10 protein-coding genes are annotated in these 13,843 nt (G+C 54.5%); 7 read left to right on the plus strand and 3 right to left on the minus strand.

Annotated features, from left to right (window positions below; all coding sequences use genetic code 11):
- Positions 1–14 precede the first annotated feature (14 nt).
- Complete coding sequence (locus R9X49_RS08570) at positions 15–1,085, plus strand: LacI family DNA-binding transcriptional regulator (RefSeq protein WP_319847978.1); 1,071 nt, start codon at positions 15–17, stop codon at positions 1,083–1,085.
- A gap of 205 nt (positions 1,086–1,290) precedes the next feature.
- On the opposite strand, the gene R9X49_RS08575 is transcribed toward R9X49_RS08570, so the two are convergent.
- Entirely contained in the window at positions 1,291–2,187 is an 897-nt protein-coding gene (locus R9X49_RS08575) for a LysR family transcriptional regulator (RefSeq protein ID WP_319847979.1), read from the minus strand.
- A 307-nt stretch (positions 2,188–2,494) separates the two neighbouring features.
- On the opposite strand from R9X49_RS08575, the gene R9X49_RS08580 reads away from it, so the two are divergent.
- The 3 genes from R9X49_RS08580 to R9X49_RS08590 all read left to right on the plus strand — a co-directional run bounded on the left by R9X49_RS08580 (position 2,495) and on the right by R9X49_RS08590 (position 8,114).
- Positions 2,495–4,807: an FdhF/YdeP family oxidoreductase gene (locus R9X49_RS08580; RefSeq protein WP_319847980.1), complete on the plus strand. Its 2,313-nt coding sequence runs from the start codon at positions 2,495–2,497 to the stop codon at positions 4,805–4,807.
- A gap of 231 nt (positions 4,808–5,038) precedes the next feature.
- Positions 5,039–6,973 carry an exoribonuclease II gene (locus tag R9X49_RS08585; protein WP_319847981.1) on the plus strand — a complete coding sequence of 645 codons (1,935 nt, stop codon included), beginning with the start codon at positions 5,039–5,041 and terminating at the stop codon, positions 6,971–6,973.
- 223 nt (positions 6,974–7,196) lie between these two features.
- Positions 7,197–8,114, plus strand: coding sequence for an aldo/keto reductase (locus R9X49_RS08590; protein ID WP_319847982.1), 918 nt, complete (start codon positions 7,197–7,199; stop codon positions 8,112–8,114).
- A 67-nt stretch (positions 8,115–8,181) separates the two neighbouring features.
- Here the strand turns inward: R9X49_RS08590 and R9X49_RS08595 are convergent, their stop codons facing one another.
- Entirely contained in the window at positions 8,182–8,685 is a 504-nt protein-coding gene (locus tag R9X49_RS08595; RefSeq protein ID WP_319847983.1) for an Lrp/AsnC family transcriptional regulator, read from the minus strand.
- A 71-nt stretch (positions 8,686–8,756) separates the two neighbouring features.
- Here R9X49_RS08595 and R9X49_RS08600 point away from each other — a divergent pair, with 71 nt between their 5' ends.
- Together R9X49_RS08600 and R9X49_RS08605 are read left to right on the plus strand one after the other, a co-directional pair.
- Entirely contained in the window at positions 8,757–9,938 is a 1,182-nt protein-coding gene (locus tag R9X49_RS08600) for an MFS transporter (protein WP_319847984.1), read from the plus strand.
- Positions 9,939–10,142: 204 nt separating this feature from the next.
- Positions 10,143–12,206, plus strand: coding sequence for a carbon starvation CstA family protein (locus R9X49_RS08605; protein WP_319847985.1), 2,064 nt, complete (start codon positions 10,143–10,145; stop codon positions 12,204–12,206).
- 154 nt (positions 12,207–12,360) lie between these two features.
- Here the strand turns inward: R9X49_RS08605 and araD are convergent, their stop codons facing one another.
- Complete coding sequence (araD, locus tag R9X49_RS08610) at positions 12,361–13,056, minus strand: L-ribulose-5-phosphate 4-epimerase (protein WP_319847986.1); 696 nt, start codon at positions 13,054–13,056, stop codon at positions 12,361–12,363.
- A 333-nt stretch (positions 13,057–13,389) separates the two neighbouring features.
- Here araD and osmB point away from each other — a divergent pair, with 333 nt between their 5' ends.
- A complete protein-coding gene (gene osmB, locus R9X49_RS08615; protein WP_010276685.1) occupies positions 13,390–13,605 on the plus strand; it encodes an osmotically-inducible lipoprotein OsmB in 216 nt (71 codons plus the stop codon).
- The last annotated feature ends 238 nt before the right edge of the window (positions 13,606–13,843 follow it).

Below are 13,843 nucleotides of genomic sequence, written 5' to 3' on the forward strand. Positions count from 1 at the left end.
AACGGGATCACAAAATGAAAGGAAACCTGAAAATACGAGAAATTGCGCAGCGGACAGGCTACTCGATCAGTACGGTTTCACGCGTATTGTCTGGTCAGTCCAATACCAGCGAGCACGCAAAGGCAGACATTCTCAACTGCGCCCGCCAGTGCGGCGTGCTGGCCGATCTCGCCAATGGTCGCCTGCTATTGAACGGGCTGACTATCTTCGCTCCGCCGCGCGCTTTTGATATTCGGTCCGACATCTTCTATCACAAGGTGGTGCAGAGCATCATTGATGCCCTGAAGCCACACGATGTGCGAGTGCGCTACTGTGGGCTGGAGGAAAATGACAGCGATGCGGCGCTCTTTTTAGACAAAATGCGCGATCCGGCCACGGAAGCGGCGCTGCTGATCGGCATCGACGATCCCTATATTCACGCGCTGGCGGCGGACAGCGGTAAGCCCTGCATATTGATTAACTGCATCGACCGTAAGATGCGATTACCGGGTGTGGCGCCTGCACATCGGTTAATTGGCGAGTTCTCCGCCCACTATCTCTTCGAACAGGGGCACCATGCCGTATTGACGCTATTATGCCTGCGTCGCTACACGATGGAACTGCGTCTGGACGGCATCCAGGATGCCTATCAGTACCATAATCTGCCGTTTTCTACCGGGGACAACCTGCTGTCGTTAGATAATTTCAGCACGGCAGACGCGGAACAGGCGATGACCGCCTTTTTGTCCCGCTGCCCGCAGGATAAATGGCCTACAGCTATTCTGGCAGGCGGTGACTTCATCGCGGTCGGGGTGGTGAATGCGCTGCACAAGGCGGGACTGCGCGTACCGCAGGACGTTTCGGTGATGAGTATGGATGGATTCAATCTGTCGGCCATTCACGACGTGCCGCTAACGTCGGTACATGTACCGCGTGAGGCGCTGGGCGAAGAGGCCATCAGGCTGTTGCAATACCGCCTGATCCGTCCCGAAGCTCCGGTTGGCAACACACTGCTCAACGGTACGCTGGTGGTGCGCCAGTCCGTCAGGCGGCTGCGCGCCAGTAAATCGGTGGCACCGGTACAGGACGAAAGCCTTTACGACTAAGAACCTATCCCAGTAGGCGTTATTGGTGCAGTCAGTTTGGACACGGACAGCGCGCAGAAACCGGAGCGTACACGTAGTACGTGAGGATTTATTCGCTTCGCTCACCCTACGGGCCACCCTGAAGTGTGTTCAAACGCTATCGCGTTTATGCGAGCACTGCCCAGGTTCAAAAATGGCAAATGAAATAGCCCTAATGGGATAGGTTCTAAGCCTGCAACCACGCCTGCGCAGCATCAAAGAAGTTCTGCGCCAGCGGTGTCGCTCTGCCTGCCTGTGCGACAACAACCGCCGCACGACGACGCATCGGCGGAAATTGCAGCGGCCGCAGCGTTAACGCAGGCGTCATTTCTGGAATCAGGCTGCCATGGGGCACAATCCCGCACCCGAGCCCAACATAGGCACTTTGAATCAGTTGCAGAACGGAAGAACTTTCCACCTTGACCCACGGCGAGACACCCATTTCACGGAAATGGCTATCCAGATAGCGACGGAAATAGCGGCTGGCCTCCGCCAGACAGAGCGGCACGTCGGAAAGCGCGGCGAGAGGCAGCGGCGTTTCCCCCACCAGCTGCGGAAAATGGTGAGGATGGAACAGCAGGTCAATGCCCTGCTCCGTCAGCGGCGACGCCTGAAAGTGCAGTTCCTGTAGCGTCGAAAATTCAAAAAAGCCAATGCCGACATCCACCGAATGCGCATTCAGCGCTTCCAGCAGTTGATCCGCACTGAATAGCGAGATCTGAAAGTCCAACTGCGGGTAGACCTCGTTGACCGCCGCCAGCAGGCTCGACAACGCGATACTGCTTTGCGGCACCGCACCGATGCGTAAGACGCCGCTAACGCCGCGTTTCAGCGACGCGACTTCCAGCTTCAACCCCTGATAAACCGAGACGATTTCCCGCGCCCAGGCCAGCACGCGCTCACCTTCGGCCGTGAAGCCTTCAAAATTGTTACCCCGATTGATTAACGCCAGATCCAGCTCTCGCTCCAGATTTTTCAACCGCATGGAGAGCGTTGGCTGACTGACAAAACTGGCTTCCGCTGCCCGGCCAAAATGGCGCTCTTTCTCCAAATTGCACAGGTATTGCAGTTGCTTAATATCCATCGTCAGGCTCGATCGTCAGACACAGTAGTGGGTAAGCCCCGAGTATATACTGATAAACCGCCTCTATCCCACCATAGCCGCATTTGATTAGACGGGATCGCCGACGACACCTAAACTTCCCTCAAGAGCAAATATTTAAACTTTTGTTCACATAAAAAAAACAAAACCCTAAATAATTCGAGTTTCGGGCCGACGGCAACGCAGCGAGTCCTCAGGAGCTTACTCAAGTAAGTGACTGGGGGGGAGCGAGGCAGCCAACACACCAACAACTTGAAGTATGACGGGTTTATTCACCTGCGGAACGTATATGAAATTCAAACCATCCATCAAGCCATACCGCAACGCGGCTGGCGGCTGGGGCTCGTTGGAAGCCACCACGCGCTTTGTGCTCGACAGCAAACAAGCGCTGAAAAATATCCGAAACTTGTTGCGGGTCAATAAATCGAAAGGTTTTGACTGCCCCGGCTGCGCCTGGGGTGATGACAACAGCAGCACGTTCAGTTTCTGTGAAAACGGCGCGAAAGCGGTCAGTTGGGAAGCGACGCGCAAAGCGGTCGATCTGGATTTCTTCGCCGCCCACAGCGTCACGACGTTACGCCAGCAAAGCGACTATTTCCTTGAGTATCAGGGACGCTTAACCCATCCGATGCGCTACGATCGCGCCAGCGATCGCTATGTTCCCATCGATTGGGACGCGGCGTTTGCACTGATCGCTCGCCATATCAAGAGTATGGCCCACCCCAATCAGGTGGAGCTTTATACGTCCGGCCGTGCCAGTAATGAAGCCTCTTATCTGTATCAGCTTTTTGGCCGCATGCTGGGCACCAACAATTTCCCTGACTGCTCGAATATGTGCCATGAGGCCAGCGGAATCGGTCTGAAACAAAGTGTCGGCGTGGGTAAAGGCACGATCCGGCTGGATGATTTCGAACACGCTGACGCGATCTTCGTTTTTGGTCAAAATCCTGGCACCAACCACCCGCGTATGCTGCACAGCCTGCGTCACGCCGCCGATCGCGGCGCGCATATCGTCTCCTTTAATACGCTACGCGAACGCGGTCTGGAACGTTTTGCCAACCCGCAGAATCCGCTGGAGCTGCTCACGCCGCTGTCCGGCACTATTAGCGAAACCTACCTGCAACCTAATCTGGGCGGCGATATGGCTGCCGTGCGCGGCATGGTAAAAGCGCTGTTGGAAACGCATCGCCAGCGCTTGTCTGCCGGGGAAGCGGGTTTATTCGATCAAGATTTCTTGTCTACGCATACCCAACAGGTGGACGCGTATCTGGCCGTTGTCGACGCGACAAGCTGGCAGAAAATCGAACAGCAGTCCGGCCTGAACGAAGCGCAGCTGCGCTATGTCGCGGCGATTTATCAGCAGTCGCCGCGGGTGATTTGTACCTGGGCGATGGGGATTACCCAGCACAAGCACTCCGTCGCCACCGTGCGGGAGATCGTGAACCTGCAACTGCTGTTCGGGCAGTTGGGGAAACCGGGTGCAGGACTGTGCCCAGTGCGCGGCCATAGTAATGTGCAGGGCAACCGCACCATGGGGATCGATGAGAAACCGACGGCGGCATTTCTCGATCGTCTGGCAGCGCATTATGACTTCACACCGCCTTACGCCGCCGGCCACAACACGGTAGAAGCACTGGAAGCGATGCTGCGTGATGAGATCAAAGTACTCATCGCGCTGGGCGGTAACCTTGCCGCTGCCGCACCGGATTCGGCGCGTACCGAAGAAGCGCTCAGCCGCTGCGATCTGACCGTGCACATCAGCACCAAGCTCAACCGCAGCCACCTGATTACCGGCAAGGTCGATGCGCTGATTCTGCCGACACTCGGCCGTACCGATCTCGACATGCAGGCCAGCGGCCCGCAGTTTATTACCGTTGAAGACTCCTTCAGTATGGTGCATGCGTCACAGGGCGTCGGACAGCCGCTTTCGCCGTTGCAGCGCTCGGAAACAGCCATTGTCGCCGGGATTGCCAATGCGGTGCTCGGTCATGAAAAGCTCGACTGGCTGGCGCTGGCGGACGATTACTCACGTATTCGCGACCATATCGCCGCAACCATTCCCGGTTTTACCGATTTCAATGCCAACTGCGACCTACCGGGCGGGTTCTATCTCGGTAATGCTGCCGCCGAATTGCGTTTCAATACCCTCAATGAGAAAGCGCAATTCAGCCATGCCGCACTGCCCGATACGCTGTTCCCACAACTACAAGGCAGCGATGTGCCTTTTACCCTGCAAACTCTGCGTTCACACGACCAGTACAACACCACCATTTATGGATTGGATGACCGCTATCGTGGCGTGTACGGGCAGCGGGAGGTGCTGTTCATGCACCCGGATGACATCAGCGCGCTGGGGCTGGAAGATGGCGATCTGGTCGATATCGAAACGTTGTGGAACGACGGTATCACCCGCGTCGTCAACGGTTTCAAGCTGGTGAGCTACGCCATTCCGCGCGGCAATCTGGCAGCCTATTACCCGGAAACCAACCCGCTGGTACCGCTGTCCAGCTTCGGGGATGAAACGCACACGCCGACCTCTAAATCGGTACCGGTTAGCGTTCGTCGTAGTATGCAAACGGAGTCTCTGCTGCGTATCGCCTAGGCATCAGTCCACTAGGCGCCGCATCAAAAGCTCCCCCTGTCGTGCCGTAAAATCGATAGCGTGCACGGCAGGGGACGTGTTCAAGTCGGCCCTGACTTGACTCGAATTTATCCGCGCTTTGGCCGCCGCTCTGCGCCCACCTTCTCCCCGATTATTCTTGCCGCCAGCACCCGATTCGAGTAAAACTGTGAACCGCTAATTGAGCCATTCACAACCGTATTTCTGGACGCTATGTTTCAAGATAATCCGCTGCTTGCACAGCTAAAACAGCAACTTCACTCTCAGACACCACGTGTTGAAGGTGTCGTCAAAGGCACCGATAAAGGATTTGGCTTTCTTGAAGCTGACGGACAAAAAAGCTATTTCATTCCCCCTCCGCACATGAAAAAAGTGATGCACGGTGACCGGATTACCGCCACCCTGCATACAGAAAAAGAGCGGGAAATTGTCGAGCCAGAAACGCTCATCGAACCCTTCCTGACCCGATTTGTTGGGCGCATTCATAAAAAAGACGATCGTTTATCCATTACGCCTGACCATCCGCTGCTGAAAGATGCCATCCCTTGCCGCGCCGCGCGCGATGTGACGCACAATTTTCAGGAAGGCGATTGGGCGGTGGCAGAAATGCGCCGTCACCCGCTGAAGGGCGACCGTGGATTTCATGCAGAACTGACGCAATACATCACCACGGGCGATGACCCGCTGGTGCCGTGGTGGGTGACATTGTCACGTCATAATCTGGAGCGTGCTGCACCGGACGTTGAAGCAACAGAACGTCATGACGGCGAACTCGTCCGCGAAGATCTGACCGCGCTGAGCTTTGTCACTATCGACAGCGCCAGCACTGAAGATATGGACGATGCGCTGTACGTGCAGGACAACGGCGATGGTTCGCTGCAATTAACCATCGCTATCGCCGATCCAACCGCCTATGTCGACGCGGGTAGCGAATTGGACAAGATTGCACGCCAGCGTGCCTTCACCAACTACCTACCCGGTTTTAACATCCCGATGCTGCCGCGCCCGCTGTCGGACGATATCTGTTCCCTGCGCCCGGACGAGCGTCGCCCTGTCCTCGCTTGTCGCGTGACGATTGCCGCCGACGGTGCGTTAGGTGACGATATTCACTTCTTTGCCGCCTGGATTGAGTCCAAAGCCAAGCTCGCATATGACGATGTCTCTGACTGGCTGGAAGAACAAGGCGAATGGCAGCCGCAAAACGACGCGATTGCTGAACAAATCCGTTTGCTGCACCGCCTCTGTCTGGCTCGCAGCGAGTGGCGTACCACCCACGCGCTGGTGTTTAAAGATCGTCCGGATTACCGCTTCCTGCTGGGTGAAAAAGGCGATGTGTTGGATATCGTGGTTGAACACCGCCGCATTGCCAACCGTATCGTTGAAGAATCCATGATTGCCGCCAACGTCTGTGCTGCCATTGTGCTGCGCGACAAACTGGGATTTGGCATCTATAACGTCCACAACGGCTTCGATCCGGCATCAATTGATCAGGCTGTTGCCGTGCTGGACACCCACGGCATTCAGGCCGACGCCCAGGCGCTGTTGACGCTGGAAGGGTTCTGTAAGCTGCGTCGCGAGTTGGATGCCCAGCCGACACAGTTCCTGGATAGCCGTATTCGCCGCTTCCAGTCTTTCGCGGAAGTCAGCACCACGCCGGGGCCGCACTTTGGTCTGGGGCTGGAGGCCTATGCCACCTGGACATCCCCTATCCGTAAATACGGCGATATGGTGAATCACCGTTTGCTGAAAGCCGTTATCACCGGACAGGCTGCGGAAAAACCGCAGGACGACGTTACGGTACAACTGGCAGAACGCCGTCGCCTTAACCGTATGGCCGAGCGCGATGTCGGCGACTGGCTGTATGCTCGCTACCTCAGCGACAAAGCGGGTACCGATGTGCGCTTCAATGCGGAAATCATTGATGTCACGCGCGGCGGTCTGCGTGTCCGCCTACTGGATAACGGCGCAGTGGCGTTTATCCCGTCTTCCTTTATCCACGCCGTGCGCGATGAACTGGTATGCAGCCAGGAAATGGGCACGCTCGCAGTGAAAGGCGAAGTCGTCTATCGCCAGGGGGATACGCTGGACGTCGTCATCGCGGAAGTGCGTCTGGAAACCCGCAGCATCGTGGCAAAACCAGCCGCATAAGCATCATACCGCCGACTCATCTCGGCGGCAGCATCTCCGCGCGGGCGTTCATAGTGAACTGGCCCGCGCGTCATCATCGTTTGTTCCGCTATATGATTTACCAACGACATACTTTATCAATCAATTATTTACCAATGATTTTTTTATAAAAAACAGCAACGTCTGACCCGTTTTTAGAGCAATCAACGGCAGGCCTGCAACCCTACTAACAGGAGTGTTCCCGATGAAGAAAATGGCAATCGGTACATCCGCAATACAGGCTTCCAACATTGCGCTGGGCTGTATGCGAATGGCGAAGAAAAGCACGAGTGAAGCGGCTGACATCCTCAATGCTTCCGTTGAGGCAGGCATCGATTTCTTCGATCACGCGGATATCTATGGTTCCGGCTTGTCGGAGGAGATTTTCGCCGCCGGTTTACAGAAGACGTCCATCCAACGGGATTCGATTTTTCTGCAATCCAAATGCGGCATTCGTAAGGGATTTTTTGACTTCTCTAAAGCACACATCATCGCCTCCGTTGAAGGCAGCCTACACCGTTTAAAAACGGACTATCTTGATACGCTCCTGCTGCACCGCCCGGACACGCTGTTTGAACCCGATGAAGTTGCCGCCGCTTTCGATGAGCTGGAAAGCAGCGGGAAAGTACGCCACTTTGGCGTCAGTAATCAGAATCCGTTGCAGATTGAACTGCTGAAAAAATCCGTGCGCCAGCCGCTTATTGCCAACCAATTGCAATTCAGCATCATGCACACGGGCATGATTGATGCGGGTTTTAACGTGAATATGACGAACCCGGCATCGGTGAATCACGATGGTGCAATTCTGGAATACAGCCGCCTGAATACCATGACCATTCAGGCCTGGTCCCCTTTCCAGTACGGCTTTTTTGAGGGAGTTTTCCTCGATAACGAGAAATTCCCTAAGCTGAACGCGACGATTAATCACATCGCCGATCAGCATCACGTGACCAATACCGCGATCGCCACCGCGTGGATCTTGCGTCACCCTGCCGCGATGCAGGTGATTATCGGCACCATGAGCCCGGAACGCATCCGTGACATCGCGGCAGCGTCTACCCTGTCGCTCAGCCGCGAAGAATGGTACGAGATTTACCGCGCCGCCGGAAACGTTCTGCCTTAAGAAACGAGTTGTCTTAAGCGTGTAGTCTTAAGTGCATAGGCTCTGCGTCTCTGGTAACAAAGACGCGTTATAAACTGGGCATAGGGCCACGCTCAACAAAGGTCGACAGAACAATATAGCTACGCGTACTGTCGACACCTTCCACTTCCTGTAGCTTACCTAACAGTTCCTCTAAGTCTTCCGTATCCCGGGCACGAACCTTGAGCATGACGCCACAATCTCCGGCAACGGTATGAAACTCCTCAATTTCCGGCAAATCACTCAGTGCCAATAAACGTTTGGTGCTCACGACATTCTTCGTGTTTACCAGCACAAAAGTTAATAAGGTCCGACCGACCTTACAGCCATCAATCTTTGCAACGGTACCCTTGATGACTCCGTCCTTTTTTAGCCGCTTCACTCTCTCATGCACGGATGGCGCAGAAAGGTGCAGCGCTTCCCCTAACTCGGCATAGCTCCGACTGCTGTCGGTGGCCAGAAGGGCTAATATCTTTCGGTCCACGTCATCCAGTTTTGCGGGGATGTGCCTTTCTTGCCTAAGCACATTCGTTTTTTCTTTTTCATTAGTCATTTTATTTCCTTGCCCTAATAGCATTAGGCATAATTTATCACATGCAAAAATTGTTAGACATAGGGGATATCATGCCTATTGCTTTATGGGCCCTGGTTATTGGTGCTTTTGGTATTGGAACGACAGAATTCATCATCGCGGGTTTGTTACCCGCAATCGCTACCGATTACGGAGTGACGATCCCTGTGGCGGCGTATATGGCGACAAGCTATGCACTTGGGGTTTTTGTCGGCGCGCCTGTGCTCATTATTCTGGGCTCCCGGTTACCCAAAAAAACCATGCTGGTTTTTCTTGCTGGACTTTTTGTTCTGGGGAATTTGGTCACGGCTCTCGCCCCTTCTATCGGGGTCGCTATCGCCGGACGCATTATCACCTCTCTGACGCACGGCGCCTTCTTCGGGATTGGCTCTGTACTCGCCGCTGAAATGGTGCCTAAAGAGAAACGTGTCAGTGCCATCGCCTTTATGTTCTCCGGCCTTACGGTCGCTAATCTTATTGGCGTGCCCGTGGGAACCTGGATTAGCCATCAGTTTTCCTGGCAAGCGACGTTCTACGTCATCACGCTGATTGGGGTGGCTACGGCGGTCGGCGTACTTATGCTTATTCCTCCCACAGCCAAACCCAAAGCACAGCATATCGGGCATGAGTTTGCCGCCTTCGGAAACTCAAAAGTCCTGCTCTCCATGGGCATCACCATCCTTGGGCCCGCCGCCTTCTTTACCTCAATTACCTATATCGCGCCCATGATGACGGAAGTGGCGCACTTTTCAGAGGGATCGATCACCTGGCTGTTGATGGTATTTGGTTTGGGCTTGTTCGTTGGCAACTGGCTGGGCGGTCGTTTCGCAGACAGAGCGTTAATGCCCATGCTGTATATCACGCTGTTTGGACAGGCTGCCATTTTGTTCATCTTCCATTTGACGGCCAGCAGCCAGATTGCCTCGGTGTTGTGCATATTCCTGATGGCGGCTTTTGGATTTGCGACCGTTTCTCCCATTCAGAAACTGGTGATGGACAAGGCCAGAGCCGCAGGCGCGCCAACGCTCGCTTCAGCGGTCAATATTGGGCTCTTTAATCTTGGTAATGCCCTCGGTGCCTGGGTGGGCGGGAGCGTTATCGCCAATGGCTTCGGTTTCACGGCACCAAACTGGGCCGGCGGGATCCTGTCGCTGAGTGCGCTGCTCCTTGCTATCGCGGTTGGTGTGGTCGATAAACGAAGCAGCCCGTTGACAGCATCAGTAGAATACCATTGATGAAATAGACAGCACATACAAAAATGCGCGGGTTATGCCCGCGCATTTCGTTAGCCTTTGTTTGAGCTTTAATTTTCTTTACAAAAATTCACCTTCGCTCACATTTTCTCATCCATTCCCTTCTCTTCGCCATTAAACCCACTATTGTTAAATTGCATTAACACTCGCGCTATACCCTTTCTGAATAACGAAGGAGCCGTTGTTATGAGTAACGTAAAGAGCATTGTGATCTGGCTGCTAGTCGGCCTGGCGGGCGCCTTTGCGTTCGCCACGCTGGCACTGAGCCGCGGTGAACACGTCAATGCCGTGTGGTTAGTCGTGGCTGCTGTATCGTGTTACAGCATTGCCTATCGATTTTACAGCCTGTTTATCGCCAAAAAAGTATTTGAGCTCGACGATCGCCGCCTGACACCAGCGGAGCGTCATAACGACGGCCTGGACTACGTTCCCACCAATAAATGGGTCCTGTTCGGCCACCACTTCGCCGCGATCGCCGGAGCCGGACCGCTGGTCGGGCCAATCCTCGCCGCACAGATGGGCTTCCTCCCCGGTACGATCTGGATTCTGGTCGGCGTTATGCTGGCGGGTGCCGTGCAAGACTTCCTGGTGCTATTTATCTCCACTCGTCGGGATGGTCGTTCTTTGGGCGAGATGGCGAAACAGGAACTCGGGGCGTTCGCGGGTATCATCACCATGCTCGGTGCGTTGGGCGTGATGATCATCATTCTCTCAGCGCTGGCGCTGGTCGTCGTTAAGGCGCTGGCAGAAAGCCCGTGGGGGCTGTTCACCATCGCCGCCACTATCCCTATCGCGCTCTTTATGGGCGTTTACATGCGCTTTTTACGCCCGGGTAAGATCGCGGAAGTGTCCATCATCGGTTTTGTGCTGATGATGCTGGCGATTGTGTATGGCGGTAACATTGCCGCACACCCCTACTGGGGGCCGTTCTTCACGCTGAAAGGCACGTCGCTCACCTGGATTCTGGTGATTTACGGCTTCATCGCCTCTGTGCTGCCGGTCTGGCTGCTGCTGGCGCCGCGTGATTACCTCTCCACCTTCCTGAAAATCGGGGTCATTATCGGGCTGGCCTTCGGTATCGTGTTCGCGATGCCGGAAATGAAAATGCCCGCCGTTTCCCGCTTTATTGACGGCACCGGCCCGGTCTTCTCCGGTACGCTGTTCCCCTTCTTGTTTATTACCATCGCCTGTGGCGCGATTTCCGGCTTCCACGCCCTGGTTTCCAGCGGCACCACACCGAAGCTGGTTGAACGTGAAAGCCACATCCGCTTCATCGGCTATGGCGCAATGCTGATGGAATCCTTCGTCGCAATCATGGCACTGATTTGTGCCTCGGTTATCGAACCGGGCATCTACTTCGCCATGAACTCACCTGCCGCGCTGATCGGCACCACGGTTGAGAGCGCCTCGCAGGCCATCAATAGTTGGGGATTTGTGATTACCCCGCAGGAATTGAGCGCGATTGCCCATGACGTTGGCGAAGCCTCTATTCTTTCCCGTGCTGGCGGTGCACCGACCTTCGCGGTAGGCATGGCCTACATCATCACCGAGATCTTTAACAGCCGGGCGATGATGGCATTCTGGTATCACTTCGCCATTCTGTTTGAAGCCCTGTTCATCCTGACCGCGGTTGACGCAGGAACGCGCGCCTGTCGTTTCATGGTGCAGGATTTGGTTGGGATCGCGATTCCCAGACTGGCCAACAGCCACTCCTGGCTGGGGAATCTGGCCGGTACGACTGTCGCTGTTTCCGGTTGGGGATTCTTCGTGTATCAGGGGGTCATCGATCCGCTGGGCGGGATCAATACGCTCTGGCCGTTGTTCGGTATCGGTAACCAGATGCTAGCATCGATGGCGTTAATTCTCGGCACCGTGGTGTTGTTTAAGATGAAGAAACAGCGCTATGCGTGGGTGACTATCGTTCCTACCGTCTGGCTGTTTATTACGTCGATGACGGCAGGTTGGCAAAAAATCTTCCATGAAAAACCCAGCATCGGTTTTCTGGCACAGGCAAAACGCTTCGCGGCGGGTATTGAGCAGAACACGCTGATCGCACCGGCCAAATCGATTAAAGACATGGAAACCATCGTCTTCAGTAACCAGATCAACGCCGCGCTGTGTGGGTTCTTCATGCTGGTGGCGGTAACGATGCTGGTTTCCGCCTTCTTCGTCATTCGCCGTGCGCTGAACAGCGATGTGCCAACGGCAAAAGAGACGCCAATTGTTTTACGAGACGGTGCTCAACCTTAAACGCCACCGTCGCCCATTCCTCAATCCCTCCCTCGTGGAGGGATTTTTTATGGCGTGTAACCCCTGCCCCTTACCCAAGCCCCATAAATAACAATAGCGCCGCATTTGCGACGCTATGTGGTTTTAAAGGTAACGAGAAAGACACCGCGGCGGTTTATTGTCCGTAATACGCGTTCTTACCGTGCTTGCGTAAATAGTGTTTATCCAACAGGGTTTGCTGCATCTCACCCAACTGAGGCGTTAGCTGGCGCGAGAAAATCCCCATGTAGGCCAGTTCTTCCAGAACAACGGCGTTGTGTACCGCGTTGTCGGCATCTTTCCCCCACGCAAAGGGGCCGTGCGAGTTAACCAATACGGCAGGGACATCTACCGGTGAAATACCACGCTGGCGGAAAGTTTCAGCGATAACTTGCCCGGTTTCCCACTCGTAACGACCGTTGATTTCCTCATCCGTCATCAGACGCGTGCAAGGAATCGAGCCATAAAAGTAGTCTGCGTGCGTCGTTCCCCAGGCGGGGATATCTTTACCGGCCTGCGCCCAGATCGTGGCATGGCGAGAATGGGTATGCACAATACCGCCAATATCGGCAAACGCCAGATACAGCACACGGTGGGTATCGGTATCTGACGACGGTTTCTTCGTGCCTTCTACCACCTTGCCGCTTTCCAGCTCAACGACAACCATATCCTCCAGCGTCATAGCTGAATACTCCACGCCGGAAGGTTTGATCACCATCAGGCCACGCTGCCGATCTACCGCGCTGACATTTCCCCACGTAAACGTCACCAGATTGTGCTGCGGCAAGGCCAGATTGGCTTCCAGCACCTGTTTTTTTAGCGTTTCTAACATGTCGGCCTCCCATCGGCGAGATGACACCATTTTCGCGGCCTGACGAGCGCGTCGCTATGGGCTAAATCGCTAAAGACCTAGCGGTGTTCTGCTATGGGAAAAAGAAAGAGACACACCACAGAATTGTGCAAAAAACAGCCAAATTTATCAATTATTGCTATCGTTAACATAACGGAGGGGAATTAAGATTTTTTACCTGTTGCAGTTTTTTCCGATGATTATACTTGTCATCAAGCGGTAAAAGGCCCTGTTTCTTTATTTAATACCGTAAAAAGCACGTTGTTCGATATTTCCTCACAAGAAACGTGAGACCAAGAGCAGAAGGGGAAAAAGATGAAATTAAACAAACGTTTTGCAACAGCCGCTCTGGCGATTACGCTTGCTGTTACGCTCGCAGGCTGTTCAAACATGTCTAAACGTGACCGTAATACCGCGATTGGTGCCGGTGCCGGTGCGGTAGGTGGGGCTATCTTAACGGATGGCGGAACATTAGGAACGCTGGGCGGTGCAGCTATCGGCGGGCTGATTGGCCGTCAGGTCGATAAATAACGAATTCGTGAGCAGCAGGTTCACGGGAGTAAACCTGCTGCTTTTTATACTCGTCATACTTCAAGCCGCATGTGTGTTGGCTACGCTCAAATACTCGGCCCGTCGTGGGCCTCGCCCTGAAGGGCCGCTGCAAGCAGCGTTCAAATCTGCTCCCGGCAGATTTGTCACCCGAATCACTTACCTGAGTAAGCTCATCGGGATTCCCTCTCTTGCCGCCTTCATGCAACTCGAATTATTT

Origin of the sequence: Pectobacterium carotovorum (assembly GCF_033898505.1) — a bacterium.
GTDB lineage: Bacteria > Pseudomonadota > Gammaproteobacteria > Enterobacterales > Enterobacteriaceae > Pectobacterium > Pectobacterium carotovorum_J.